General features: G+C 62.0%; 26 protein-coding genes and 3 pseudogenes. 15 read left to right on the forward strand and 14 right to left on the reverse strand.

Annotated features, from left to right (window positions below):
• Window positions 1-21: 21 nt before the first annotated feature.
• From NN5_RS16080 to NN5_RS16090, 3 genes are read left to right on the forward strand one after another with little or no spacing between them, the layout of a single operon-like run.
• Entirely contained in the window at window positions 22-882 is an 861-nt protein-coding gene (locus tag NN5_RS16080; protein WP_067735459.1) for a CmcJ/NvfI family oxidoreductase, read from the forward strand.
• A 10-nt stretch (window positions 883-892) separates the two neighbouring features.
• On the forward strand, window positions 893-1,633 hold the full coding sequence (locus NN5_RS16085; protein WP_067735462.1) for a glutathione S-transferase N-terminal domain-containing protein: 741 nt from the start codon (window positions 893-895) through the stop codon (window positions 1,631-1,633).
• On the forward strand, window positions 1,630-2,331 hold the full coding sequence (locus NN5_RS16090) for an SDR family NAD(P)-dependent oxidoreductase (RefSeq protein ID WP_067735465.1): 702 nt from the start codon (window positions 1,630-1,632) through the stop codon (window positions 2,329-2,331). The genes NN5_RS16085 and NN5_RS16090 overlap by 4 nt, the downstream gene beginning before the upstream one ends.
• A 161-nt stretch (window positions 2,332-2,492) precedes the next feature.
• On the opposite strand, the gene NN5_RS25905 is transcribed toward NN5_RS16090, so the two are convergent.
• From NN5_RS25905 to NN5_RS16115, 5 genes and pseudogenes are all read right to left on the reverse strand, one after another.
• A complete protein-coding gene (locus NN5_RS25905) occupies window positions 2,493-4,811 on the reverse strand; it encodes a hypothetical protein (RefSeq protein WP_157081176.1) in 2,319 nt (772 codons plus the stop codon).
• A gap of 94 nt (window positions 4,812-4,905) precedes the next feature.
• A complete protein-coding gene (locus tag NN5_RS16100) occupies window positions 4,906-7,506 on the reverse strand; it encodes a TonB-dependent receptor (RefSeq protein ID WP_157081177.1) in 2,601 nt (866 codons plus the stop codon).
• Between the two features lie 48 nt (window positions 7,507-7,554).
• Window positions 7,555-8,526 (reverse strand): FecR family protein, encoded by a 972-nt coding sequence (locus NN5_RS16105; RefSeq protein ID WP_067735474.1) that lies wholly within the window; start codon window positions 8,524-8,526, stop codon window positions 7,555-7,557.
• Window positions 8,523-9,062: an RNA polymerase sigma factor gene (locus tag NN5_RS16110; protein WP_245656546.1), complete on the reverse strand. Its 540-nt coding sequence runs from the start codon at window positions 9,060-9,062 to the stop codon at window positions 8,523-8,525. The genes NN5_RS16105 and NN5_RS16110 overlap by 4 nt, the downstream gene beginning before the upstream one ends.
• A gap of 144 nt (window positions 9,063-9,206) precedes the next feature.
• Window positions 9,207-9,626, reverse strand: a pseudogene (locus tag NN5_RS16115) (Ros/MucR family transcriptional regulator); the annotation flags it as partial.
• 86 nt (window positions 9,627-9,712) lie between these two features.
• On the opposite strand from NN5_RS16115, the pseudogene NN5_RS27315 reads away from it, so the two are divergent.
• Window positions 9,713-9,907: pseudogene (locus NN5_RS27315) on the forward strand (hypothetical protein); the annotation flags it as partial.
• A gap of 72 nt (window positions 9,908-9,979) precedes the next feature.
• On the opposite strand, the pseudogene NN5_RS27320 reads toward NN5_RS27315, so the two are convergent.
• The 4 genes and pseudogenes from NN5_RS27320 to NN5_RS16135 all read right to left on the reverse strand — a co-directional run.
• Window positions 9,980-10,168: pseudogene (locus NN5_RS27320) on the reverse strand (helix-turn-helix domain-containing protein); the annotation flags it as partial.
• Between the two features lie 89 nt (window positions 10,169-10,257).
• The gene (locus NN5_RS16125) at window positions 10,258-10,587 is read right to left on the reverse strand and encodes a type II toxin-antitoxin system RelE/ParE family toxin (protein ID WP_067735480.1); all 330 of its coding nucleotides are present in this window, start codon (window positions 10,585-10,587) and stop codon (window positions 10,258-10,260) included.
• A complete protein-coding gene (locus NN5_RS16130) occupies window positions 10,584-10,817 on the reverse strand; it encodes a type II toxin-antitoxin system ParD family antitoxin (protein WP_067735483.1) in 234 nt (77 codons plus the stop codon). Before NN5_RS16130 ends, NN5_RS16125 begins: the two co-directional genes overlap by 4 nt.
• Window positions 10,818-10,872: 55 nt before the next feature.
• Window positions 10,873-11,070: a hypothetical protein gene (locus NN5_RS16135; protein ID WP_084384988.1), complete on the reverse strand. Its 198-nt coding sequence runs from the start codon at window positions 11,068-11,070 to the stop codon at window positions 10,873-10,875.
• Window positions 11,071-11,475: 405 nt separating this feature from the next.
• On the opposite strand from NN5_RS16135, the gene NN5_RS16140 reads away from it, so the two are divergent.
• The 9 genes from NN5_RS16140 to NN5_RS16180 all read left to right on the forward strand — a co-directional run bounded on the left by NN5_RS16140 (window position 11,476) and on the right by NN5_RS16180 (window position 21,316).
• Window positions 11,476-13,047, forward strand: coding sequence for a phytoene desaturase family protein (locus NN5_RS16140; RefSeq protein WP_067735491.1), 1,572 nt, complete (start codon window positions 11,476-11,478; stop codon window positions 13,045-13,047).
• Window positions 13,044-13,319, forward strand: coding sequence for a hypothetical protein (locus NN5_RS16145; protein WP_067735494.1), 276 nt, complete (start codon window positions 13,044-13,046; stop codon window positions 13,317-13,319). The genes NN5_RS16140 and NN5_RS16145 overlap by 4 nt, the downstream gene beginning before the upstream one ends.
• Window positions 13,320-13,334: 15 nt before the next feature.
• Entirely contained in the window at window positions 13,335-14,426 is a 1,092-nt protein-coding gene (locus NN5_RS16150) for a Zn-dependent alcohol dehydrogenase (RefSeq protein ID WP_067735497.1), read from the forward strand.
• Window positions 14,427-14,489: 63 nt separating this feature from the next.
• The gene (locus NN5_RS16155; protein WP_067735500.1) at window positions 14,490-15,938 is read left to right on the forward strand and encodes a coniferyl aldehyde dehydrogenase; all 1,449 of its coding nucleotides are present in this window, start codon (window positions 14,490-14,492) and stop codon (window positions 15,936-15,938) included.
• A gap of 124 nt (window positions 15,939-16,062) precedes the next feature.
• The gene (locus tag NN5_RS25245) at window positions 16,063-16,614 is read left to right on the forward strand and encodes a MarR family winged helix-turn-helix transcriptional regulator (protein WP_169801002.1); all 552 of its coding nucleotides are present in this window, start codon (window positions 16,063-16,065) and stop codon (window positions 16,612-16,614) included.
• A gap of 34 nt (window positions 16,615-16,648) precedes the next feature.
• A complete protein-coding gene (locus tag NN5_RS16165; RefSeq protein ID WP_157081178.1) occupies window positions 16,649-18,655 on the forward strand; it encodes an FUSC family protein in 2,007 nt (668 codons plus the stop codon).
• Window positions 18,652-18,861: a DUF1656 domain-containing protein gene (locus NN5_RS16170; RefSeq protein ID WP_067735509.1), complete on the forward strand. Its 210-nt coding sequence runs from the start codon at window positions 18,652-18,654 to the stop codon at window positions 18,859-18,861. The genes NN5_RS16165 and NN5_RS16170 overlap by 4 nt, the downstream gene beginning before the upstream one ends.
• Window positions 18,858-19,856, forward strand: a complete 999-nt coding sequence (locus NN5_RS16175) for an HlyD family secretion protein (RefSeq protein ID WP_084384991.1) — start codon at window positions 18,858-18,860, stop codon at window positions 19,854-19,856. Before NN5_RS16170 ends, NN5_RS16175 begins: the two co-directional genes overlap by 4 nt.
• On the forward strand, window positions 19,856-21,316 hold the full coding sequence (locus NN5_RS16180; protein WP_067735512.1) for an efflux transporter outer membrane subunit: 1,461 nt from the start codon (window positions 19,856-19,858) through the stop codon (window positions 21,314-21,316). The genes NN5_RS16175 and NN5_RS16180 overlap by 1 nt, the downstream gene beginning before the upstream one ends.
• A 14-nt stretch (window positions 21,317-21,330) precedes the next feature.
• On the opposite strand, the gene NN5_RS16185 is transcribed toward NN5_RS16180, so the two are convergent.
• The 3 genes from NN5_RS16185 to NN5_RS16195 all read right to left on the reverse strand — a co-directional run bounded on the left by NN5_RS16185 (window position 21,331) and on the right by NN5_RS16195 (window position 23,456).
• The gene (locus NN5_RS16185; protein ID WP_157081179.1) at window positions 21,331-21,738 is read right to left on the reverse strand and encodes a hypothetical protein; all 408 of its coding nucleotides are present in this window, start codon (window positions 21,736-21,738) and stop codon (window positions 21,331-21,333) included.
• A gap of 197 nt (window positions 21,739-21,935) precedes the next feature.
• The gene (locus NN5_RS16190) at window positions 21,936-22,787 is read right to left on the reverse strand and encodes a pirin family protein (protein WP_084384992.1); all 852 of its coding nucleotides are present in this window, start codon (window positions 22,785-22,787) and stop codon (window positions 21,936-21,938) included.
• A gap of 87 nt (window positions 22,788-22,874) precedes the next feature.
• Window positions 22,875-23,456 (reverse strand): NADPH-dependent FMN reductase, encoded by a 582-nt coding sequence (locus NN5_RS16195; protein WP_067735520.1) that lies wholly within the window; start codon window positions 23,454-23,456, stop codon window positions 22,875-22,877.
• A gap of 80 nt (window positions 23,457-23,536) precedes the next feature.
• Between NN5_RS16195 and NN5_RS16200 the strand changes: the two genes are divergently transcribed.
• A complete protein-coding gene (locus tag NN5_RS16200) occupies window positions 23,537-23,950 on the forward strand; it encodes a winged helix-turn-helix transcriptional regulator (protein WP_067735523.1) in 414 nt (137 codons plus the stop codon).
• Window positions 23,951-24,014: 64 nt separating this feature from the next.
• On the opposite strand, the gene NN5_RS16205 is transcribed toward NN5_RS16200, so the two are convergent.
• Together NN5_RS16205 and NN5_RS16210 are read right to left on the reverse strand one after the other, a co-directional pair.
• Entirely contained in the window at window positions 24,015-24,488 is a 474-nt protein-coding gene (locus tag NN5_RS16205) for a Ros/MucR family transcriptional regulator (protein ID WP_067735526.1), read from the reverse strand.
• A 57-nt stretch (window positions 24,489-24,545) separates the two neighbouring features.
• Window positions 24,546-24,869 (reverse strand): helix-turn-helix transcriptional regulator, encoded by a 324-nt coding sequence (locus tag NN5_RS16210; protein WP_067735534.1) that lies wholly within the window; start codon window positions 24,867-24,869, stop codon window positions 24,546-24,548.
• 527 nt (window positions 24,870-25,396) lie between these two features.
• Here NN5_RS16210 and NN5_RS16215 point away from each other — a divergent pair.
• On the forward strand, window positions 25,397-26,302 hold the full coding sequence (locus NN5_RS16215; RefSeq protein WP_067735529.1) for a LysR family transcriptional regulator: 906 nt from the start codon (window positions 25,397-25,399) through the stop codon (window positions 26,300-26,302).
• Window positions 26,303-26,414: the final 112 nt, after the last annotated feature.

Raw genomic sequence — 26,414 nt, forward strand, 5'->3', positions numbered from 1 at the left:
ATTCTCACGGAGCGGCAAGACATGAGCATCAATGCCCTCGCCAATTCCCCATCGCGCACTGCGGCAGGTTCGAAAAGCGTGACAGCCGTTCTGCAATTTACCGAGCACACGGGAGAAAAGCCCTATGCCTATGCCGGACCGCCACCCGAGGGCGTTCCCGAGCGGCGCGGTGAATATCGCGACCATGATGTCCGTATCGAGAACGCCCGCCCCTTCGCCGACCGCCTCAGCCTTGAGGTCGAAGGTATCGCGGTGGTTCGGTCGCCCAGTGGAGTCGGCGATCTGTTCGACGAAGCGCAGACGCTTGCCCTCGGCCACCCTGAAACCGCGGCGCTCGTCATGCAGGTAACCGGCGCCGCGCGAGTCGTGGTGTTCGACCATACCCGGCGGCGTGCCAGCCAGGACGCCTCCGACGACAGGACACTGGATCTGCCGCGGCCACCCGCCTCGCGCGTCCATGTCGACCAGACGCTGTGGTCCGGACCCAAGCGCGTGCGTGAGATCATGGGCGGACAGGCCGACGCGCTGCTTGCCGGCCGCGCGGCGATTATCAATGTCTGGCGGCCGATCGGCTATCCCGCGCGCGACTGGCCGCTCGTGCTCGGCGACGCGCGTAGCTTCGCACCGGAGGACCTGATCGCCACCGACCTGATCTTCCCGCATCGCCGCGGCGAGACCTATGGCATCGCCTACAATCCCGCGCAGCGCTGGCTCTATGTTCCCGACCTCACGCCCGAGGAGGCGATCCTCATCAAATGCTGGGATTCGGACGGCTCCGTCGCGCAGTTCGCGCCGCATAGCGGCTTTGCCGATCCGACCACGCCGCCCGGCACGCCGCCGCGCCAGAGCATCGAGTTCCGTACCATCGCCTTTTTCGACTGAAAGGACCGCCGTGATCGATCTTCATTATTGGCCGACTCCGAACGGCAAGAAGGTGACGATCCTGCTTGAGGAGCTCGCCATTCCTTACCGCATCGTTCCGGTGAACATCGGTCGCGGCGACCAGTTCAGCGACGACTTCCTCGCGATCAGCCCCAACAACCGCATGCCGGCGATTGTCGATACCGAGCCCAAAGGCGGCGGCGCGCCGATAAGCGTCTTCGAATCGGGCGCTATCCTTTTCTACCTCGCTGAGAAGGTCGGCCGCTTCTGGCCGCAGGACGACATCAGCGCGAAATATGAGGTGACCCAATGGGTGATCTGGCAGATGGCCAACCAGGGCCCCAAGTTCGGCGAGCGCGGCCATTTCTCTCGCGTGCCCGAAACTGCCGGCGATCTCTCCTACGCCCGGCGCCGTTTCGATGACGAGGTGCATCGCCTCTACGGCGTGCTCAACAACCGCCTGTACGACCGGCGCTATCTGGCTGCCGACGACTACACTATCGCCGACATCGCCGCCTACCCCTGGACGGTGTCCTGGCAGCAGCAGGGCATCGATCTCGACGAGTTCCGCTACGTCCGGCGTTGGTTCGACGAAGTGTCGACGCGACCGGCGGTCCAGCGCGGGCTTGCGGTCGACGCGGGACCGGCCGAGGACCCGGCAAGCTTGCCGCCCGATGAACAGGAACGGCGGCGAAAGATCCTCTACAATCAGCGCGCGAGACCCGCGCCCACGACGGAGGTTCCGGCATGAGCGCCCTGCCCTATCGCACGGCGCTTGTCGTCGGCACCGGACCTGGGATCAGCGCATCGCTGGTCCGTGCTCTCAGCGCGGCCGGGCTCAAGGTCGCCGCAGCCGCGCGTGACGTGGGCAAGCTCGAATCCCTCGCCCAGGAGACCGGCGCCGCCCTGTTTACGGCCGATGCCACCGATCCGGCAGCGGTGGCCCGCCTCTTCGAGGAAGTGGAAGCGCGGGTCGGTGTGCCGGAGATCGTGGTCTATAATCCGTCGGGCCGGATTCGCGGGCCGATCGTCGACCTCGATCCCGACGAGGTGCGCCGGGCGATCGAGGTGTCGGCGTTCGGCGGCTTCCTCGTCGTCCAGCAGGCGGCGAAGCGGCTCGAACCGCTCGGCCGGGGCGCGATCCTCCTCACCGGCGCCACCGCCAGCGTCAAGGGGTTCGCGGGTTCATCCACCTTCGCGATCGGCAAATTCGGCCTTCGCGGTCTCGCCCAGAGCGCCGCGCGCGAACTGGCGCCCAAGGGCATCCATGTCGCGCATTTTGTGATCGACGGCGCCGTCCGGAGCGCCGTCCGCCCCGATCCGCGCGACCGTCCCGACAGCACGCTCGATCCGGACGCCATCGCGCAGAGCTATCTCGCGGTGCTCGCCCAACCCCGCAGCGCCTGGACCTGGGAGATCGAACTTAGGCCTTGGGTGGAACCTTTCTGAGATGGGCGAGCGGCGAGCGTTCGCGGTGCTGACCGATGTCTCGGCCTGCTGCCTGCGCCAAGGTGCCGACGGTTCGTTGCGGCTCCGGCCGATGCATGTGCTGGTCCCGATCGAGGATCCCGACGTTGCATCGGGCAGGGCCCTGCGGGCATCGGCCGAACTTAGCGCGCCGCAGCCGCCGAAGAAGCCTCCTGCATTTGCCGCAGCTCCCGCCAGCGCCGATATTGCTCGGCCTTGGCAGGATCGGGATCTTCATAGCCTTGCAGCCAGAACCGGAACCAGTCCACCGAACCGCCCTGCGACGCCATCCTAACCGTAGGATTGGTTAATAGATGCTCGTCCGTATTGAGCAATATCAGATCGACCGGCTTATTCTGGAAGCGCAACAAGGCATAAGGTTCCCACATGAACATCAGGCTTAGCTTCCCTTCGCCGACCACTTGAACCGCAGCGCTAATTCTGTCCGTATTGAATGTGGGCGAGTTCTTCAGCCAAGTCTGGAGACCGACACCGAAGGGCTTCGCGCCGATCATTGCGTCCGCTTCGGCGGAAATGCCACTGTCGTTCAACAGGCCCGCCGACATGATGTATTGCCAGTAGCCTTCGTTCACGCCGTCTGTGATTGACGCCGCTTTGAAGCGCACTGAACTCTTTGTGAGAGCTTCCATCACGTAATAACAGGTGCGACTAAAGCCGATAATGCCGATCTCTTCGGGGTCTATCATACCCTTTGCTGCGAGGGCCTTGACTGCGGACTCATATGCGTCGACCTGACAGGCTGCTTCCCTCGGCGTCACAGTCTCAGCGTCACGACAGCGAGTTTCCAGAACTATGATCCCACTCGCCGCTAGGACTTGAGCAGCATAACCTGTGGTGTAGCCGCCGCTCGGCCGGAACAATTCCGAGGAGAAGCCGTGTGTCTGGATAACCAGCGGATAGCGTTTCCCAGGACGATAATCTTGAGGCAGAAAGAGACCGCCGCTCTGCTGTCGACCTGCACTGTCGGTCCACTCAAAGACCTGAGGCTTACTGAAGGTTATATCTGCAATTTCCGGGTTTGGGTCCCAAACGACGCGCGATACCCCGTTCGCCGTGTTGGTCACGAGCAGGCGTGGTGGCTGAATGGCGGATTGATCCACGCTGACGCTAAAGCTGGCCATCGTATCACGGCGAGGTTCAGTCGCTGTCATTGCCCACGCGCCTCCGGCTTTTGAAACGTAGTGACGGTTTCTTACCTCGGCGGTCCGAATATCTTTCGCAGTGATTGTAATAGACGATCCAGCAGAATCGTCGAACTTGATGGCAGAGATAAATTCGGCTCCCGGAACCATCGAGCCTCCTTTACTATAGGTCTTCGCTAGTGGCTCGACGCACCGAGTTGCGCGAGAAGAGATCAAGAAAACCCCAATGCAGGGCGGTGCCGCGCTCGTTCCTAAATCGGCGTTGGGTTGGAATACGCCAGGTAGCAGGACCGCACTACCATCGGCCGACCACATTGGCGACGCATCAGGCCACCATCCGGCAGATCGGCCGGTGGGCGTGTTAAGTGGAAACAATGTTCCATTCGTCCGCGTGTCGATCAGCGCATATCTGGACGTCAGCGAGTGACCGAATAGCGAGTCGACATTTTGGCGTCCCGCTGGGATCGGATTGGATCGCGCGCTGGTAGGCGATGGGTATCGCTCGCGCCAATCATCGGGAACGACAGATAGCGGCAGCGCCGTCAAAATCCATCGTCCATCAGGAGACATCGCCAAGGCACGGACGCCTTCGTCGAAGACGACCAATGGCTTCCCGGAAGCCGGGTCTAAGACCGCCCGCGCCGTTCCGTTGGTGGCAGCCCAAATCGTATTTCGGTCGATGCTATGGTCAAGGGATTCAGGGATGACAACATCCGTGAGTGAACGCCCGGTCAGCACTTCCGAGGGCTGATCGGATGCGCCTCGTCCACCATCCCGAACCGCTCTGACCGCGTAGGCGAAGTGAGCGCGATCGGCGACCGTGAAGCCGGTAACATCCTGACCGTCGTCCGAAAGTGACGACAGCGTTTTGTTGGCTACATCGGCCAGCATGAGCCGCTTCACACCGGCCGTCGTCTTCTGCAAGAAGACGATGGCTTGAGAATTAGCGGTCCATTTTATACCGTCAATGCTCGGCCCCGCTTTCGACGTCGCAAGTTTAATCGTCCACAGGGAGGATGGTGATAAGCGATTCGCGCTTGCTCCACTCACCAACGCCCGCAACGCATCCGCGGAATAGATACGCAGTTCACTTTCGATCCTGCTTTCTTTCAACAGTCCGCGCCTCACGTTGACCGCGAGCAGCTTTCCGTCCGGCGAATACGAGATTGCCGCGTTATCCAACCAGAAGTCAGCAAACTGAACTTCATCCCTGAGAGTATAAGGGCGCTTTGCGCTGGCCGGCAGCGAGAGGCCACCAATCAGCAATACAGAAGAAATAGCAAGCAGCCGCGTTCTCATGGATCGCCTCGTCAAGATGATAAATCTGTTGAAATTCAAAACGTATCATCGGGGCTGGAAAATAATTCCGCGCCCCCGATGATAGTGGATTACGCTACCAGCGTTTCGCTATGCTGAAGCTCACCAGTCTTCCAATGGCGGAATAATTGGTAGAATCGTAGTTGACGTAGAATGCCTGCGAGTTCTTGAGATAGGGTGGCCGTTGATTGAGGAGATTTTCAACCGAAAGCGACAGGTCGATGTTGCTGAAGATACCGTGGCCGCTCTTGAGGCTGTAAACCGCAGCGAGATCGACCGTGGTCATCGAATCGCCTTTGACCGGCGGCGTTAGCGTCGGGTCCGTGACGCCTCCGAGATAGTTGAGGAAGGCCGAGAGGACCAACCCGCCACGGTCCCAAGACAGGCTGGACCGGGACCGAAAATGAGGCGGGTCGAAGGTCGTGCCGGCGAGAGTCACCGGCGCCGATGTCGGCGTAGTTCGCTGGCTGCTTGAGATATAGCTGGCCTGCTCTCCCAGGGTGATATGGCCGTCGCCCACGTCGATGCGGTAGCTCAGATTGCCATCGACGCCCTCGACGCTTTGCGAGGAAACATTCAGATAGAGACCATTGATAATCGCAGCGACGTTCGCCGGATCGTATGGCTTCCCTGTTATGTTCATGATGCCGGCCGGCGCCATGTCGATGAAGCTGTTTTGTAGATCGACGGAAGGGTTGCGAAGGATCAGATTCGCCAGGCTGGGATTGTTGTAAAGATCGCCCAATAGTCGGGCTTGTATGACGCGATTGGTGTATTTCACGTTGAAATAGCTGACCTCGACGCGCAGGCCGGGAACGCTTCTCGGATGAATGCTCAACGTGGCGGTCCAGGTGGTCGCGCGCTCTGGCTTCAGATTCTTGTTACCGCCGAGCGCATAAAGGACCGTCGCGCTACTCGGAAAGCCGGTGCCGTATTGGGCAGCGGGATAAAGATAGACTGTCGTGGTCGAGAACTCTTGCGCCAAGGTCGGCGCCTTGAAGGATTTTCCCCAAGACCCCTTAAAATCGAAGTCCTCGGTCGGCGAGTAGATCGCACCGATCTTCGGGGTCGCGATGCCGCCGATGTCGTTATAATCTTCGTATCGGACCGCACCCGTGAACGACAGGCTGCGAACGAAGGGGATATTCTGATCGCTCCCGATGACCGGAAGATAGAGTTCGCCGAAGCCGTAATAGCTGTGCCGTTTGCCGAAAGTCCGAATCTGCCTCGTGATATTGTTCTGATCGAAGCTGTTCTCGCGATAGCCCCCGCCGAGCGCCACGCGCGACTGCCCGCCTGGTAGCTGAAATAACGGTCCTTCCGCGTTCAGCTCGACGGATTTGACCGAATTGCAATAGCAGGTGACGCCTCCGGCGAGAAAGGCACCCGTCGCGATTGCGTATGCCTTGGTATCGCTGTCCGTGTCGTCGCGTCCGTAAAGGCCGCTGATGGAGAGGCTCCAGCTTTGTGGGAGATGAAATTCGATCTTCGGCGCTACGGTATAGCTCTCCGACGATAGAGAGGTCCGGCCGATTGCCGTCGTCGAAGTGACCGAATTTGATAGGCGTTTGCTGTAAAGACCGTCGATCGAGAATGTCGCAAAGGAACCGATGTCCTGATGCCCGCTCACGACAAGCGCGTGGGTCTTGTTCGATCCGAGCAGCGTGTAGGGTTGTCGAAGATAGTCCGTATAGTCTCGCTGATCCGCATAGATCGGGGTCGAGCGGGAGAAGTTGTAAGTGGCGATAAACCCGCCATCGGACCACCGTTTGCCAGCAACGATGCCGTATTGCTGCTGAAAGTCGCCCCCATCGGTCGCTTGACCAAGACGTGCGGATGTCGCCACCCCGTCATAGTCCGGTTTCAGAATAACATTGGCGACACCGCCGACTGCATCAGAGCCGTAGATCGCCGAGGCGCCATCCGCGACGATTTCAATTCTGTCCAGCGCGTCGATCGGGATCGTTGAGATGTCGATCGCTTGAGTAAAGGCATCGTAGGCCAACCGCTTTCCGTTGAGAAGGGTGAGCGTCGCGTCGGGGCCGAGACCGCGAAGGTTGAGAGCAGAACCACCAGTGAGATTCTGATCGCTCACGCTGCCCTGCGTGCCGCTGGCTACTCCCGGATTTTGTCCGCCGGAGAAGTTTTGGGGGATGCTGCGGATGACTTGGCCGAGGTTGGTCTGCCCTGCTTCGCGAATGCTTCGCTGGCTCAGTTCGATTACCGGCGATGTCGGCGGCGATCCCTTAATCCGGGAACCTGTGACGACGATGTCGGAGTTGTCGCTGCGACTCTTTTCAGCATCGGTTAAGTCGGCATCTTCGATAGGGACCACTGTGTAGGTCTGCGCCCCCGTGGCCTGTGCGTGAAGTCCTGTGCCCTTGAGAAGGTGCCGTAATCCCTCCTCAATCGAGAAATTGCCTTTCACGGCGTGCGTGCGCTTCCCGGAGGCGTCACGGGCCGAAATGAGGAGCTGAATATCGGCCTGCCGCGCAAAGGACGCGACGCCGGATGCCGCATCCTGCGCCTGAACGTCGAAAGTCTTGGTCTGTGCATAGGCCGGCGAGGCGACTGCCAGCGTGACAACCGCTACCGACGCCATGAGTCCGTGACGAGCGAAATCCCGATATCCAACCACAATCGTCCCCCTTGCGAGATCGGCATCAAATGCCTTCAATTCGCAAGAGTCCCGGCAACGACGCTTCCTTAGCGGACGCGGAAAAAATCAGGATGATGGTTGGCCGATTACTATGTTGCCGTTCTCCGAAGTCTCCACTGGCGCTCCGAGGCTCCGGTTGACGGCCGTCGCAAATCCGCCGGGATCATCCGTGCGGAATATCCCGTAGAAGCGTTCGCCGGCCAGGCGGGGGTCAATGATCGTCAGCTTCTGCTGGTTGTAGCGATTGAACTCGGCTGCTGCTTGAGCAAGCGTCTCTCCAGCCAGGTCAATCTTGCCGCCCCGCCATGCGAGCGCGCGATCGACCTCGGACGGCTTCGCCTCATTGTGCGTGACGGCTGCATTATCTGCGACGAATGCTCGCTCGCCAGCGCCGAGACGGATTTTGGCGCCTTCGGCACCATCCGCCCAGGCTTCAACGATACCCTCGGTCACGAGGACATCGGCGCCATCATCGCGGCGGCGCACCGAGAAGGCGGTTCCCACCGCTTCAACCCGGATGCGTCCAGCTTCTACGATGAACGGCCGGGCACGGTCCTTCGCGACCTGAAACCAGACCTCGCCCTGGTCGATGCGGACGTGCCGCACGCTCTTTTCAAGTCGGACCCGGACATCGCTGGCGGTGTTGATCGTCGCGCTGGAGCCGTCTGCCAGCGGCACCCGGCGGATTTCCCCAACCGTCGTGCGAAATTCGGTGCCCGCACCCCACCAATAGACGCCGAACGCGAGCGAAGCGGCCAGCGCCGATCCGGTTCCGGCTGCTACGCCGAGGACGCGACGTCGGGTCAGCAGCCCGGGCGGAGCCGGCTCCTCTTCGTCGGCCGCGGAGTGGTCGTCGCCAAGACGATCGAGCATCGCCCAAGCCGCTTCGGCCTGAAGAAGCGCGCCCTGCCGACGGGGATCGGCCGATACCCAGGTATCCAGTTCGGCCTTGAGCTGGGGCGTTCGTCCTTCGCGGTCGATACGCATCAGCCAGAAGACGGCCTCCTGTTCGATTTCGGCAGCGGTCTGGCGCGTCATGCTGCACCTCCCTGCGGCCAGCCGCTTTCCAGCGCCGTGACGCTCGCCTGTTCGGATTCACGGAGGGCTGCGAGGACAAGGCGCACGCCCTTGGCCGCGTCGTTCTCCACCGTCGATTCCGTAACGCCGAGGCGACGCGCGATTTCCTTCTGCGAGATGCCCTCGATCTTCCGCATCTCGAAGATGAGTCGGCAACGCTCCGGCAGGCCCGCAACGATCTGACGAACGCGGTCGACCTCTATGCGTCCGCCGACCTGCCGCTCCGGCGAAGGGGTTTCATCGAAGGGAGCCAGTGCCTCGATGTCGGCAACCGCGTCGATACGGACGATACGCTGCCGCCGCATCTGCGCGGTCAGAAGATTACGCGCGATCGAGAAGAAATAGGCGTCAGGACGATCGACCGCCGCCACGTCATCCAGCGACGCGAGGCGGCAATAGGTTTCCTGAATCACGTCGTCTATGTCTTCCTGCTGCATTTTCGACCGGCTCAGCCAGGCACGCACCTTCCCTTCGTGGGGCATGACACGATCGGCCACCCACGCCACGATCCTCCGGCGGCGTTGCTCTTCCATCCATCAATCCGTTCGAGAGGAAGGCCCTCTACCTCCCCTTAGACGCCCGGCGCGGCAACCTCCTTAAAACGGTTTCATTTTTATTTCAGGGCGCGGCGCCGGTCGTTGCTACTCCTCCACGGGTTCGGCTACCTTGCGCCGACGCCCGCGCGGTTTCGGTGTCGGCGGCACCGGCGGGGCGGCCCGCTTGCGCCCGAGGCCGATCTTGTGCGCCAGATCCCGGCGCTGTTCGGCATAGGCGGGTGCGACCAGCGGATAGTCGGAAGGGAGCTGCCATTTCGCCCGATATTCGTCCGGCGTCATGTCGTGATCGGTTTTCAGATGCCGTTTCAGCATCTTCAGTTTCTTGCCGTCCTCCAGGCAGACGATGTGGTCGCGTTTGATCGAGCTGCGAACTGTCACCGCCGGCTGCTGTGCCGTCTCCGTCGGCTGGATCGGCGCACCGAGTCCGGCCAGCGCCGAATGCACATTGGCGATGAGCTGCGGCAGGTCGCCCACCGCCACGGAATTGCTACCGACATGCGCTGCGCGGCCTCGACTGCTTCGCCTCGCTCCTCGACGACGAAGGCGAACATATCCTGTTCTCCGATGGGCTGCGCTCGATCCGACTCGATATGCTGGCGGGCAGCCTCGCCGCTGGCCCGGCCGCGCTATGCTGGCACATCGACGGCATCGCCGGCGCCGGCCCGCAGATATTGGCGCTGCGCCAGTTCGTCGCGCTGGCGCGCAGCGGCGGCTTCGCCCGCTCGCTGCACCCGCCCGAACGCCGCGCCCGGCGCTGGGTCCAGATGCTCCGTGTCCATGACGCGCTGGCGGTCGGCGCGACCCATCGCGAGATTGCCGGGGCGCTGTGTTGCGGTCAGCGGGTGCAGCATTTCCCCCGGCGCGATGCCGAGGGCTTCGGCCAGGCTGTCGAGCTTGTCGATCGACAGCCTATATTTCCCATGCTCGATGTCGCTGATGTAGCTGCGATCGACTCCGGCAATCACGGCCAGCTCCACCTGACCGAGACCACGCGCATCGCGAAGGGCTTTCAAATTACGCGCCACGATTTTCCGCAAAGGAGTCATTCGCGCGACTGTGGTCGCCAATCGAATTACTCGTGTAGGAAATAGTCCACACGGCTATTCGCCCTTTCGGGCGTCGGGATCGCTGCTCCCTACTGGTCGTCCGAAACATGCAGCCATTCGGGAATGTCGCGGCGCGCGTCGAGGACGCGCCACACGTCGATATGGTCGGCGCGCTCGACATAGAAAACCAGATAGGGGAACCGGCCCAGCGAGCGATGGCGCAGGCCCGGCAGGTCGAGTTCATGCGCGTAGCGCGGCGATCCCGTGCCCGGATGCTCGCCGATCCAGCGATAGGCCGCCTCCAGCGCCTCGACGAAGCCGAGCGCGATGTCCGCGCCGGCCTCGCGCGCATAATGGTCGATTGCGTCCTCGACGTCGCGATGAGCCTGCGCGCGCGGAACGACCGCCTTCGCGGTCATTGCGTGCGGCTGGTCCGCTCGCGCAATGCGTCGAAATAGGCGGCGTCGGCCGGGACGCCGGGCGCGGACTCCGCGCCGTCGAGCAACAGGCGGCGAAGCCGCTGGCGGTCCTGATCCTTACGGATCAGCTCACGCACATATTCGCTGCTGGTGCCGTAGCCACGCCCGGCAACCTGTTCGTCGACGAAGCTCTTGAGCGTGTCCGGCAGCGAGATGTTCATCGTGCTCATGGTGCCCAAGATAGATGTTTGGCAAAATTTGGCAAGATTGACGATCGCGCCACCGTCAGGCGATCGGGCCGAGATCGTCGGGGAACAGCGCCGGCTGGCAATAGCGCGCTCCCGCTTCCTCGCTGCGGATGTCGAAGCAGCGCAGCCGCTCGGCGATATGGCGGGCGAGGTTCGTGGTCGCGGCATGGCGCTGGCGGCGGTCGGGATCGGTCAGCCCGTCCAGCAAGGCCGGGGCTGCGCCGAAGAGCGTCACTTCGAGGTGCAGCGCAAGATCGTTCGCGGTGCAGCCACGATAATTCTGGACGCAGAATCGATTCTCATTGTCTTGGTTCGGCTCATCATGAGGACGGTCCTATCCCTAACTCGCGCCACGACGCCACTTTTCTTGCCGATCGATCTCCCTGACAGGAAATCCGTCCGCCCTGCCCCACCTCTCGTCCTTCGATCAGGCCAGCAAGACGACCGTTAGCGCTGCAACGAATGACTCTTGACACCCCCAATTAGATGATGTGTCACGTATTTGCATGATGTATCATCGGTTTCTAAAGGTCGGATTCGAGTAATTTTCAGCAAATATCAATGGGTTCGATACCGACCAGCGAGTCGAGCCCTCCATCGATGACGCTCATGGAGACGTATCTATTTTTGGAGCAGCGGCATGTCTGAAAATTTCGATGTGGTGGTGATCGGGTCCGGCCATAACGGGCTGGTCACGGCAGGCTATCTCGCCAAGGCCGGCAAGTCGGTCCTGGTGCTGGAAGGCAAGTCATTTTTTGGCGGTGGTGTCGCCACCAAGGAAGTCACCCTCCCCGGGTTCAAGCACGATCTGCACTCGTCCGCTCATCTGGGCATTCTCATCAACCCGCTCATCGCCAACGACGAGTTGCAGCTGAAGAGCAAATATGGCTTGGAATATATCCGCCCCAGCGCGGCTTATTCCACTACCTTTACCGACGGCAGCAGCCTGATCGGCTATAACGATCTGGACCGCACCATCGACAATATCGCCGCCAACGCCTCCAGGAAGGATGCCGACGCCTACTACAAGCTGTACAAGGACAGCGTCGATTTCGTACCGCTGGCGATCCAGGGCATGTTCGTGCCGCCGCCGCCCTACGGCGCTTTCATCGCCCTGCTCGATCAGAGCGCGATGGGCCGCAATGCCCTGCACGAACTGCAGCGCAGCCCGCTCGACATCCTCAACGAGCGTTTCGAGAGCGACAAGCTCAAGATCCACATGTCGCGCCTGCTGACTGAGCATTTCGTCGATCCGGAAGCCAAGGGCGAGGGCGGGTCGCTGTTCATGTATCCCGCCTTCATCGAGCAGTACGGCCTGCAAACGCCGCGCGGCGGCAGCGGCGGCCTGGTCGATGCGCTGATCCGTCAGCTCGAAGACCATGGCGCGGTGCTGCGCGCCAATTCGACCGTGGTGAAGGTGCTGACCGTCAATGGCAAGGCGGTGGGCGTGCGCCTGGCCGATGGCAGCGAGATCCTCGCCAAGGAGGCCGTGGTCGGCCAGATTCATCCGTTCAACCTGCCCAAGCTGGTCGATGGCATCGAAGAACAGACCCAGTACGAAATCTCGCGCGCCGAAACCGCCACGTTCTGCTGCGTCACCGCGCACTATGCGCTGGACAAGGCGCCGACCTATGTCCACCCGGACATCAACGACTCCTGGCTCAACGGCCTGTGCCCGACCTCGCTGGCCGACTACAAGAAATTGCTGTTCGACGTGCGCAACGGCTACATTCCGAAGATCCCGTCGCTGGGCACCATCTCCACGCACAAGGTCGATCCGACCCGCGCGCCGGAAGGCAAGTCCGCCTTCCTCGTCTGGCGCATCATGCCGTTCAAGCTCGCCGATGGTTCATCCTGGGCCGACCACAAGGCCGAGGTCGAGGAAGAAACCCTCGATCTGGTCGATTCCTTCCTCCCGGGCCTGAAGGCCAGCGTCATCGGCAAGGCGTTCGACACGCCGGACGACATCGCCGCCTATTCACCCACCTTCCAGCATGGCGACGTGTCCGGCCTGGCGTCGCCGATGATGCAAAGCCAGGGCCACCGCCCGACGCCGTCGCTGTCGCAATACACGGTGCCCGGCGTGGAGAACCTGTACCTGTCCGGTGTGTTCATGCACCCGACCGCGGGCGGCGTCTGCGGTGGGGGCCGTGTCACCGCCGTGAAGCTGTTCGGTGACAAGGGTTGGGATTTCGACGAGGTGACGCAGTGACCAGTTCCGTCACCGACGGCGGTGCAAAGGCCGCCAAGAACAGCGTGAAGCTTTTCACGCTCGACAAGACGATCCTCATGGACGTCGCCTCCGTTGCTCCCCACGAACAAGGCATCGTCATCGAAGGAAAGATCATGGGCACCATGCCCATGAAGGTCGTTCTCAGGCCGGAAGAACTACGCGCCGCCCTCAAGTTTGTGACGCCCGGGTTGATCTGGACTCTCGTCAAGATGCTGTTCCGGCGTCCCGTCCAGGCACCGAAGAAAAAATAACGTCGGAGAATTATCGTGAAAGCAGCAGTTATCAATGCGACCGGCAGCCGTTTCGATATCGAGAATATTGAGATCGACGCGCCGGTCGGCCGGGAAGTGCTCGTGGAGGTCAAGGCTTCCGGGCTATGCCACACCGACCTCCACATGGCCCAGAATGACTTTGGCATCCCGCTGCCGGCGGTGTTCGGCCATGAGTTGGCCGGCGTGGTGGTTGGTATCGGCCCGGACGTGCGGGAATTCGCCGTGGGCGACCATGTCGTGGCGTCGCTGATCCAATATTGCGGACATTGCGGTTCCTGCCTTGCTGGCCGCACCTACCAGTGCGAGCATCCCAGCGAGACGCTGCGCGACCCGGCCCTGGGCCAGCGCCTGACTCGCAACGGCCAGCCGGTGACGCCGGCGTTCGGCACCTCAGCCTTCGCAGAACGCGCGCTGGTCCACGAAAACCAGTTGGCCAAGGTGCCCGAGCAGCTTCCCTTCCCGCAGGCGTGCCTGCTCGGCTGCGGCACTGTGACCGGCGCCGGCGCGGCGATCAACACCGCTGCGGTGCGGCCCGGAGATACGGTGGCGGTAATCGGCGTCGGCGGCGTCGGCCTGAACGTGATTTCCGGCGCCAAGCTGGCCGGCGCCACCCGTATCATCGCCGTCGATGTGCAGGCATCCAAGCTGGAGCTGGCCAAGACTTTCGGCGCGACGGACGTGGTGGATTCCTCGCAAGTCGATCCGGTGGTCGCGGTGCTCGAATTGACCGGCGGCGGCGTCAATCACGCCTTCGAGGTGGTGGGCCTGAAGCAAACGTCCGAGCAGGCCGTGCGCATGACCCGGGTCGGCGGCGGCGCCTATCTGATCGGGGTCCACAAGCCCGGCTCGAAGATCGAACTGGCGGTGACGGAAGAGGTTCTCGCAACCCAGCGCCGGGTGCAGGGCGTGAACATGGGATCGAGCAACATCAAGCACGACATCCCGATGTACGCCGCGCTTTATCTCGAAGGCAGGCTGAACCTGGACGACCTCGTGTCGCGAGAGATCAACATCTCGGAAATCAACGAAGCCTATGACGCGCTCAAGGGCGGCGCGATCGCGCGCAGCGTCATCACATCATTCTGACGGCTGGGGCACGCACAGGCGTGTTCCCCAAGCGTCGCGATCGTGGCGCGAAAGGACAGAGCAATGACCGATTCCAAAACCGATTCTCCTGCAGCCGGAAACGGCCTCGAGGAAATGAAACGCCTCCTCGACCGTCAGAGACAGTCCTATCTGGCCGACGGTTATCCGAGCCTCGCCCTGCGCCATGATCGCCTCGACCGGCTCGCTTCGCTGCTGACGGCGCATAGCGAGGACTTCGCGGACGCCATTTCGCAGGACTTCGGCAGCCACAGCCGCGAGGCCAGTCTGCTATACGATGTGGCGGCGCTGCTCTCCTCCATCAAGCACACCAAAGCGCATCTGGCCGACTGGCTAAAGCCGGAAGTCTATGATGCCCCCTTCCCCGGCACAGAAGCGCGCGTGGAGTTTCAACCCAAAGGCGTGATCGGGGTGGTCAGCCCGTGGAACTTTCCGGTCCAACTCGCCCTCGGTCCCGTGATCGGCGTCCTCGCCGCTGGCAACCGCTCGATACTGAAGCCTTCGGAGCTGACGCCAATCACCTCCGAACTGATGCAGCGCCTGGTGGCCGAAAGCTTCGACGAAACGGAATTGGCGGTGGTCACGGGCGGACCCGAGATCGGCGCTGCCTTCACGGCGCTTCCTTTCGACCATCTGGTTTTCACCGGCGGCACCGCCGTTGCCCATCATGTAGCGCGCGCCGCCGCCGAGAATCTGACCCCGCTCACGCTAGAGCTGGGCGGGAAGTCGCCGGTGATCATCGGCACCTCGGCCAATTTCGAGCAGGCGGCTGGCCGGATCATGGCGGCAAAAACGCTCAATGCCGGCCAGATATGCCTCGCACCCGACTATGTGTTCGTCGAACGCGGACTGGAGGAAGACTTTGTCGAGGCCGCCCGGGCGGCGGTCGCGACGATGTTTCCCACGCTGAAGGAGAATCCCGACTACACGTCAATCGTCAACGAGCGCCATTATAACCGGATCAAAGGCCTGCTCGACGACGCGGCCAGCAACGGTGCGACCCTTGTCGAGATCAACCCGGCACAGGAGGATTTCACACAGCAATCGGCGCATCGCATACCGCCGACCCTTGTCCTCAACACGACCCGCGACATGCGGATAAGGCATGAGGAAATCTTCGGCCCCGCCCTCCCGGTTCTCTCCTACGGATCGGTCGAGGAGGCGATCGCCCAGATCAATGCCGATCCCCGGCCGCTCGCGCTCTATTATTTCGGGCAGGATGTGAACGAAGAACGCCGTATTCTCGACGCTACGACATCGGGCGGCGTGACAATCAACGACTGCATCAGCCATGTCGCGGTCGACGATGTGCCGTTCGGCGGGATCGGCGATTCCGGCATGGGCGCCTATCACGGGCGCTGGGGCTTCCTGAGCTTCAGCCACCCGAAGGCGATCTTCCGGCAAACGGATGCCCCTGAGGGAGACGCCCTGTTACGCCCGCCTTATGGTGAGCCGGTCAAGCAGCTTCTCGCTCAAGTGCTTGCGAGGCCCTGAGCAACGGACAATCCACGAGTTGCTCACTGTAAAAAGGAGGCGGCGAAGCCCGGCTGCTCCAGAAAGCAGATCGGCAGTGGTTTATGGAGGCAAATGGACACGATCGTCGAAGCGGCCTCGGCCTGTGGGCAGCCATTTCGAACTGGAAACCTGGACAGAGCTATTCTCTTCGGAAGATTTTGTGGAAATGGGAACGAATAAGCAAGGGACATCTGAGGCACATCGTCGAGCAGAGTTCGGCCGCGCGCTTCTGGCGACCGGGCAGGCGTGGCGTCGTATCCTGGGCCAACACCTGGCACGGGAAGGGCTTTCGGACGCGATGGCACTCGCAGTCCTTGAAATCGAGCATGTCGGCGATGGAGTTTTACGGCAGGGTGAGCTGGCCAATCGGCTCGGGCTGGACGGCTCAGCTGTCGTCCGTGTCCTCGACCGTCTCGAAAGGGATGGCTTGCTGCGTCGCGTTGAAGATCCTCTCGACCGCAGAGCCAAGCGCCTCGAACTGACAGATGAAGGCCATCGTGTTGGCCTTAAGACCCAGCGGATCGCCGAGGACTTGCGCGAGCGGCTGTTGAAGTCGCTGGAGCAGGACGACTTCGAGGCCGCTTATCGCGTGCTGTGCCATCTTGCGTCGGTGCTGGATCAACTGGAGAGCGGCCGAGGCATGCGTGAAGACTAAAAGTGTCATCACGGTGCCCAATGTTGTTTTCTCATTGAAGACCTTCGGCGCTGCGATGCTTGCTTATTGGATCGCGCTCCGCTTCGACCTGGAACGACCTTATTGGGCAGTCGGTACCGTCTATCTCGTCGCGCATCCGCTTACGGGCGCGATTACGTCAAAAGCCGTATATCGACTGGCCGGCACCGCCATCGGCGCCGTGATGACGGTCCTGCTTGTTCCCAACCTCGTTAATTCTCCAGAACTGCTGACCCTCGCTTTCGCCCTATGGATGGGGTTGTGCCTCTATGTCAGCCTGCTCGACCGCAGCCCGCGAAGCTATGTCTTCATGCTTGCCGGCTATACGGTGGTGCTCGCCGGCCTTCCGCTCGTCGATACGCCGGCTGCGAGCTTCGACGTGGCGGTCGCGCGAGTGGAAGAGATCGCGCTCGGCATCACCTGCTCGGCGCTGGTGAGCCGAATCTTTCTACCAAGTCATGCCGGTCCCGTTCTGGCCGTTCGCGTCGATGCGTGGCTCGCCAATGCAGCCCGGCTGGCTGACGACGCGCTGGCCGGACAGGCAGCCGATGATCGCTCTCGGCGGGTCCGCCAATCTCTGGCCAGCGACATTGTCGATCTGCGCAACCTGACCACGCATGTCGCCTACGACACGTCCTCCTATGCCGAGGTGACACGCGACCTTCGGGTGCTGCTGCAGCAAATGACCCGACTCCTGCCCTTGCTTTCCACGATAGAGGATCATGTCGCGGCGCTTTCCCAGGCTGGTCCTTATCCCGACCGGACGGGCCGGTGGCTGACCGGTTGGCGTTCATGGATCCGGCAGACGAGCGAAGCGGAGGGCGAGGCGACGCCCCCTCCCCCGCCAGCCGCTGTCGCAGCGGCGGAGAAGGGAACGGCGTCGTCCTGGCCCGATATGCTCGCTGCCAATCTTGCGTTGCGTCTCGACGACTTCGCCGCGGTGTGGGAAACCTGTCTCGCCCTGAGGCGGGATCTGGGCAACGATACGAAGCCGACTCCCGCTTTCAAACGGCCTTCCGTGCCGCATACGGCAACCAGCCTCCACATCGATCACGGCATGGCCCTGTTATCGGCCCTGGCCGTGGTGGTGGCAACCCTTGGCGCGGCCATGTTCTGGATCGCGTCCGCCTGGCCGAATGGGGCCACCGCTGCCCAGCTTGCCGGTGTCTTTTGCTGCATTATGGCGACCTTGGACGATCCCGTGCCCGCGCTCCGCACGTTTCTGCTGGCCCTGCTCGGTGCCGTTGCGGCGGCTTTCGTCTATGAGTTCGCGCTGATGCCGGTCCTCGACGGATTTGCCGAACTTGCGCTTGCGCTGGGGCTATTTCTCATTCCGGCCGGCGTGCTGATGGCCAGCCCTTCCCATCTGCTTATCGGCCTGGCCTTGTGCGTCGACCTGCCGTTCATGCTCGCCCTGCAGAGCCAGCCGAGTTTCGATCTGGAGGCCTTTCTGAACGCCAATATTGCCACCGTCACCGGCGTGCTCTTCGCGATGGTGACGTTGGCGCTCGTTCGTTCCATCGGTGCCGAGGCGAGCGCAAGGAGGCTCCTGCGAGCGGGTTGGACCGATATCGTCGCGCTTACCCGCTCAGCCTCGTCCCCGAAAATATCCGCCCTCACCCACCGTATGACGGATAGGCTCGGCCTGCTCGCACCGCGCCTTGCCGTCCTCCCCCCCAATTCGGACGTCCTCGCCCACGACCTGCTCAAGGACCTGCGCGTCGGACTGAATATCGCGGAGATCCAGCGCAACGACGCGGAGGACCCCGGACGGCTCCTGCACGGCAGTCTCGATCCGCTGCTGAGCGCGGTAGCCGATTATTATGGTTCCAGATTATCCGGTGACCGGCCTGTCGAAGGAGAGGTTCTCGCGAGGGTCGACGACTGCCTGAACGAGCTTCGGCGCGGTGAAGGTGCCACCGTGGCCCGAGTGCAGTCTTCGCTGGTCGGGCTTCGTCTTGGCTTGACTCCGATGGCCCCCGCGCGAGCAGGGCCCATATCATCGAAAGAGCCCGGCGAATGACGCCCGTCATCGAAATCTATGGCGTGGTCATTCCGACCCTCGGCGTCCTGGCACTCGCCGCCCTCGCTCTTTACGCTCTTCTCCGCAGGCTGCTCCTGCGGACAGGCTTCTACCGCCATATCTGGCATCGGCCGCTTTTCGATCTCGCCCTTTATGTCTCCATTCTGGGCGTCGTCGTCCTTCTTCTCGTGGAACATCCCCTATGAACTGGCTGCGCGCCTCGGCAGGACGCCTTTTGCTGACTTTGTCCATGGTCTTCTGCGCCGCGATCCTCGGCTGGATCATGTGGGACTATTATATGGAAGCTCCCTGGACGCGCGATGGCTCGGTGGCCGCCGACGTCGTGCAGGTCAGCGCGGATGTTTCCGGTCTCGTGACGGATGTCCGCGTCCACGACAACCAATTCGTCCATTCCGGCGATATTCTCTTCCTGGTCGACCAGGAGCGCTATGCCGCGCAGCTCGCCCAGGCCGACGCAGCCATCGCCAACGCCCGCGCCGCAATCGCTAATGCGCAAGCCACGCTCGACAATGCCCGGCGTCAAAAGCGGCGCTATCTCTCGCTCGGCGATCTCGTCAGCCAGGAGGTTCGCGATCAGCATGTGACGACGGTCGAGCAAGCGGCCGCGGCGCTCCAGCAAGCCCAAGCCAATCTCGGCCAGGCCCAGGCGAACCGCGAAATCGCCGCGATCAACCTGCGTCGTTCGGCAGTGCGCGCGCAGGTCAATGGTTATGTCACCGGGTTCTCGCTGCGCCCGGGTGACTATGTAGGCGCTGGCAGCGCGCGCTTCGCCCTGCTCGATACCGACAGCTATTATGTCGTCGGCTATTTCGAGGAGAACAAGCTCCATCGCTTCAGGCTCGGTGACAAGGTTCGGGTCAATCTGCTGGGCGATCGCCGACCGCTCTGGGGTCATGTCCAGAGCCTCGCCGCCGGCATCACCGATCGCCAGCAGAATCAGTCGGGTGTGCTGCTCCCCAACATCACGCCGACCTTCAACTGGGTTCGGCTTGCCCAGCGGGTACCCGTGCGCGTCGCGATCGATCGCATCCCGCCAGGACTGCGCCTCGTGGCCGGGCGAACGGCGACGGTCACGATCCTGCCCGGCACGCCGGACGCAGGCCCTCGCCGGACCGTGGCGTCCGCGCCGGCGCCGACAGCTACCGCGGCCGACCACCTCCATGACGAGACTCCGCGCTAATGCGTCGCATCCTGCCGTATCTGCTGCTCGCGCTCATCAGCGGCTGCACGGTCGGTCCGGAGTATCGGAAACCGGCGACACTGGCAGACACCACCTCTCCGCCGCCGCTGCTCCGGGACGGAAGCGAAGCCGACATCTCCACACCGCTTCCGGCGCGCTGGTGGCAGCTCTACGAGGATCCCCTGCTGGACGGGCTCGAGGAGAAGGCGCTCGCCCGCAATACCGACCTGCGCGTCGCGCTTGCCAGTCTCGAACAGGCGCAGGCGACACTACGGGGAATCGAGCGCGAGCGCACCCCCCAGACATCGCTCACGGTCGATCCCAGTTATGGCCAGGCGTCAGGCGACGCCAGTGGCTCGCCGGTCGCGCTCAACTCGACTGCCGTCTATGACGCGCTGGGCAGTGTCTCATACGACCTCGATCTGTTCGGTCGGCTGCGCCGCTCGATCGAAGCGGGTCAGGCTGATGTCGGCGCCGCGCAGGCCGCGCTTGATCTCGCGCGCGTCAACGTCGCGGCGGCTACTGCCGCCGCCTATTCCTCGGCCTGCTCCGCGGGCATGCAGATCGCCGTCACCCAACGGTCGGTGGCCATCGCGCAGCAGACCCTCGACGTCACCCAGAAGCGCTTCCACGCCGGCGTGGCGGGGATCAACGATGTGGTGCGCGCGCGCACCCTGCTGCGTCAGACCAACGCCACGCTCCCGAATCTCGAGGCCAGGCAGCGCACTGCCCTGTTCACATTGGCGACGCTTACGGGCGACCAGCCGCAGGATTTCCCGACCGCCGTCGCCGCCTGCTCGCATCCGCCGGTGCTGCGCCAGTCTATCCCGATCGGCGACGGAGCCGCCCTGCTGGCGCGCCGTCCTGATATCCGCCGGGCGGAACGCCAGCTCGCCTCGTCTGTCGCCGGAATCGGCATTTCATCCGCGGCGCTTTATCCGTCCATCACCATCGGTGGGAGCTTGGGCACTACGGCCACGCGTCTCACGGACATCGCTCGCGACCGCGCTTTCCATTGGAATGTCGGGCCGCTCATCACTTGGAATTTCCCCAATCGGAGCAGCGCGCGTGCCGAGATCGCCAGCGCGAACGCTGCGGCGCGCGGCGCCCTTGCCCAGTTCGACGGCACGGTGCTGACGGCTTTGCGCGAGACGGATACGGCCCTGACCAACCTTGCCCGTCAACTCGACACGGAACGCGAACTGGCGGCGGCGAGGGACGATGCGGCAGCCGCCAATGCGAATATCCAGCGGCTCTATGCCGGCGGGGTGGCGGACTTTCTGGACAGGCTCGATGCCGAGCGCACGCTGATCCAGGCCGAAAATGCCCTGGCGGCGGCAACGGTGCAGGTTTCTCAGGACCAGATCACACTTTTCCTGGCTCTCGGCGGCGGCTGGCAGGCAGCTCCACCCGTCTATACCGCGCCGCTTCAGCCAGTGGCACGCGGCCGTCGCCGATAAACACCTGGCCGCAGTCAAGTGGTCGGGGGCCGCGCGAAGAGCCATTCCAGTGCTGCCGCCTCGTCGGAAAATGTCGCGAGATTGTCGATGCGCGCTTGTCGCTTGATTTGGAGCCCGACAAGCGCTGAACTGCAAAGCACGGAGACTCGATCTACCGGTTTGTAGATGTTTGCCGTTGCCTCTGCGATCACCTTCGCGACAGCACTCGTCTGAACCATCGCCTGAGTGAGATCGAGCAGTACATTAGCACCGCCGGAGCTGAGCCTTATTCTCTTGAGCAGGGTGTCAAGCTCGCGATAGTGGTCGCGAGCCTGCGATTCCGTCCACATCCCCGAGCGGGTAACGCGGACGAACGCTCCATCAACCGTGACGGACGAGGTGCCAAGCAGATCAACCGGCAAAGACATGCGCTTATCTCGCACGAATTGGTTTCCCGACTATGCATACGGTACAGATCCAGGATCCGAGCGTGATTTTTTTGGTGAGGTACGGATTGACGCACCGATCCAGTGTTGCACTGGTTCCTGAACTCCTGCCTTCTGGCGCTTTCCAAGCTAAGCGCGATTGCATCTTGAGAGGGCTGCGCGCTGCAGACTCGGGTCATTGTCATCGGCGTCGCTCAGGCTCCGGTGGGGACCAGTCCGAAACTGTCCCTTTGCTGGCGGAAATCCATATAGGCCTGTTCGATTTCGGCGTCGGAATTCATGACAAAAGGACCGCGCGCCGCTACGGGCTCCCGGAGCGGCTTGCCCGCGAAAAGAATGGCCCGCAGACTTTCTTCCTTCGTTTCGAACCGGACCTCGCTTTCATCCTGCTCATGCTGAAGCCAGGCGACCTGCCCCGTGCGAACGGGGCTGGCGTCGGCGCCGAGGAAGCCCGCGCCTTCAAGGATCACCACAAAACAGTTATAGTCCGCCGGCAATTCCTGCTCGAAGGTCGCATGCGGCGCGAGGCGAACCTCGACCATCGTGACCTCTGCATGATTGCGAGTTGGCGCCACGACATTGCCGGACGTCCCGGAAAACACGATCGCTTCCCCGCCCGGGAGGGAACGTCGCGGTGCATGCGCGCCTCGCAGTTCCTGATAACTGGCGTCAACAAGCTTGGAAGCGCGGGGGAGATTGACCCACAGCTGCAAGGTGTGAACGGGGCGGTCGTCGATCGGAATCTCGTTATGAATGAGCCCTCTCCCGGCCGTCAGCCAAAGGGCTTCGCCGGAGGCGATCGTGCCCTTGTTGCCGTGATTGTCATAGTGGGAGTTCAAGCCGTCCACCATGTAGGTGACCGTCTCGATTCCCCGATGCGGGTGGTTCTGAAAGGCGCCCTGGGAATACCAATCCTCCATCAGCAGGAGGAAAGGATCAATCTCATCCCATTGCCCAGGCGCGACGAGCTGCCGGTTTCGATGCAATGCCGATCCTTCTGGAAGCATTTTAGGCGTATCGACACGCTTGATGTTACGCGATTTCATCAACTTCGTCCCTCTGGCGGCGCCGACCGACGCTGCTTGCTGTGTTGAGCATACTTCGGCGGGCATGGCTCGACGGAAGCCTTTGCCTCAGCCAGCCTTGGCGTGCTTGCTTTCGCGATAGCCCTTGAGCGCGCCGGCCCAGCCGAGCAACTCGTCAAGCACGGTCATCAGCGTGTTCGCCTGAATGTCTCGCGGCGCGAAAGTGGAATAGTTCTTGAAATCGTCGAACAGGGACAAGGCGACCTGAGACCGCACATCAGCGATATGCAGTTCGCCGACGATGCCACGCAGATGCTCGACAGCACGGACGCCGCCGGCACCGCCATAGCTGACAAATCCAGCCGCCTTGTCGTGCCATTCGTAGAACAGATAATCGAGAGCATTCTTGAGCGCCCCCGAGGTCGAATGATTATATTCCGGGGTCACGAAAACAAACGCATCGAGCGGCGCGATCGCTGCGGACCACGCTTTGCTATGCGCTTTGGTGAAGGGCTGCCCCATCGAGGGTGGAACCGGCTCGTCGAACACAGGCAGATCGAAGCTGGCGATGTCCACAAGCTGATATTCGGCGTCGCCGCGCTTGGTCGCCAAATCAAGAACCCAGCGTGCGACAGCTTCACCGTTCCGGCCGGGCCGGGTACTCCCAACGACGATTCCGATCTTGAGCATGACAAGCGACTCCACCTGGTTACAGACAAGAAGTTGCACTACATTCGTTAGTCCCTTGGACGGTGCAAGGAGGCACATTCTTGAAAGCAGCTAACAGCGATGTAAGCTCGTCGCTTCAACAGACGGCCGAGAAATGCGCGATCACCAAGGACGTGCTGCGACGAATCGGCGACAAATGGAGCGTGCTCATCATCATGGCCCTATCCGAAGGCTCGCTTCGTTTTTCGGAACTGGCGCGCCAGATACCGGACATCTCACAAAGAATGCTGACGCTTACGTTGCGCGCTTTGGAGCGTGACGGTCTCGTGGTTCGCACGGTCACCCCCATCGTTCCCGCTCGCGTGGACTATGCGTTGAGCGCGCTCGGCCAATCCTTGCAAGAACCTGTCGTGGCACTTGGACGCTGGGCGTTCACGCATCAGGACGAGGTCAAGATGGCCCGAGAGGCGTTCGATGCGTTGCGACCGGATACGGAGACGGCGATCGAAACCTGACCAGCAGATAGAAATGGCCGAGGGCACCGATCTCGTGGTTCGAAGTGGTCGATGAGATTGCCGATCAGTTCGTCGCCTTCGGTTTGCGCTTGCGGTGTTCCGGCGCTTCCGGTGCCGGTTCAGGCGGCGCTATGCGCGGTTTTCTCCCGAGGCCGATCTTCTTGGCGAGGTTCCGCCGTTGTTCGGCATAAGCAGGCGCAACCATTGGGTAGTCCGCCGGCAGTTTCCACTTCGCGCGATAGTCATCGGGCGTCATCTGATAGCGCGTCATAAGATGACGCTTCAACATCTTCAGCTTCTTCCCGTCCTCAAGGCAGACAAGGTGGTCGCGCTTGATCGACGCCTTGATGGATACCGCAGGCGGATGATCTTGCGGTTCGAGCGCGGACCCTGTGCCGAGCGACACGAGCGAACCATGCACGCTGGCTATGAGGAGGGGCAAGTCGCCTACGGCAACGCTATTGTTGGCGACATGGGCAGAAACGATATCGGCGGTCAGAGATAGCAGATCCGGGCTGCCGTCGGCGGTATCTGGCATAAGCTTCCTTTGTCTGTTTCTGCGCTACAGTTCCTACGCGCGCTGGTACGACCCACGCTATATCGAAGCACGGGTAGTTGGAAACGCGGAAATGCTCGACGTTTCCCGGCGCCACTGCATGGGAGTGGTCCCTGCCCGCTTTGCGAACGTCTTCGTGAAGTGGCTCTGGTCGGCAAAGCCGCAGTCGAGTGCGATTTCGGCCAACGGCATATTCGTGCGCGCAAGCAGCTCCTTTGCGTAGGCGATACGCTGGTCGAGAAACCAGTTATAGGGTGACACGCCAACCGTGTTCCTGAAGGCACGAACGAAGTGGCTTGCCGACAGCCGGCAGGCGGCCGCGATTTCCTTGATCATGATCGTGTCGGAAAGCCGGGACCGCATAATCTGTTGGGCCAGGCGGACCTGCCAAGGAGCGAGGTGCGGCCTCGGAATCGCCACATGTTTCCATCCGCACCCGGCACCAGGGGCCGGGATTGCCGATCCTTCGGCGCAGGAAACCAACCCATGGGAGCCAGGATAGCTGGCCGCTTTTGCACGCAGTGTCGCCATAGCGTTCCCCACGGGAAACCGGGCGACTACAGACACCAATTGTCTGGGGCCAACGCCGAAGCCTGCACGCTCCGGACCCGACGCCCAAACAGGACGCAGGAACGGAATCCAACGGGCAAGCCCTATTACTCCCGTTAGGCTATGACACTTCGGAAGGCGCAAAGGCGCCCCACTAGCGAGAGATTTTTTAGGAGTTTTCGCGAGTGGCCGGGTGGTCCCATTTTCAGCGGTCGCGGAAGTCGCATCCTCCCGCACTCGTTACCAGATGCCTGGTCTGCTTGGTTGCGATGGCAAAGCGATCGGTAAAGGAGCGGCAAGAGGTCGATGGGATTGACGCAGCGCCATGCTATGCGAATCTCATGCTCGTTCGACATCTCTCTTATTTCGTCGCGCTCGCCCGCGAGCGGCATTTCGCCCGGGCCGCGGAAGTGTGCCACATTACGCAACCTACGCTATCGGCGGCAATCCGCAAACTTGAGGAAGACCTGGGCGTCCCACTGGTGGTGCGTGGTCACCGCTTCACCGGACTGACAGCGGAAGGTGAAAAGCTGCTGGCATGGTCAAGGCAGATCCTGGCCGACTACCAAAGCCTGATCGAGGACCTGTCCGGTGCTCGCAAGGGGATAGTAGGCGAACTGCGGCTCGGCGTCATTCCAGCCGCAATGCCTGTCGTCGCATTTGTCACCGAGCGCTTCTGCAAGGCCAATCCATTGGCCACGGTTACCATCAGATCGATTACGTCACGTGCGATTGCTGAGAGCCTTGATGCGTTCGAGTTGGATGGCGGCCTTACCTACCTCGACAACGAACCGATCAATCACGTGCAGCGCGTCCCCCTGTATCGCGAGCGATACAAGCTCGCGGTGTCGCGTGACCATAAGTTCGCCGCCCGCAAGGCGGTGAGGTGGCTAGAGGCGGCAGGCGAACGGCTTTGCCTGCTAAGCCAGGATATGCAGAACCGCCGGATCATCGACCGGCTGACCAGTTCGATCGGCCTGACCGTTCATCCCGCGATCGTCAGCAATTCCTTCCTCGCCGTCTGCGCCCATCTGCGCCATGGAGGCTGGGCCAGTATCGTCCCACACAGTTTTTTCCATGTGTTCGGGCAGCAACCTGATCTGGTAGCGATCGACCTTGTCGAGCCGGCGCACAGCGAAGCGGTCGGACTGGTGATTTCGGCTCGTGAGCCGCGATCTCCCATGGCTTCGGCCTTGCTCGCCGCCACACTCGAAGCGGATATCGAGGGGGGCCTCGCTTCCCTCTGAGAGATTTGATAGATAACGCCTATCGACCCTTCAAAGACATTGATTGGATTGTCAGCGGGCGCAGGACCATGGTCCGCCTTGTCCGGCGGGAAGCCACTATAGGGTGCCTTGG

This window comes from Novosphingobium naphthalenivorans NBRC 102051, assembly GCF_001590985.1.
GTDB classification, from domain to species: Bacteria; Pseudomonadota; Alphaproteobacteria; order Sphingomonadales; family Sphingomonadaceae; genus Novosphingobium; species Novosphingobium naphthalenivorans.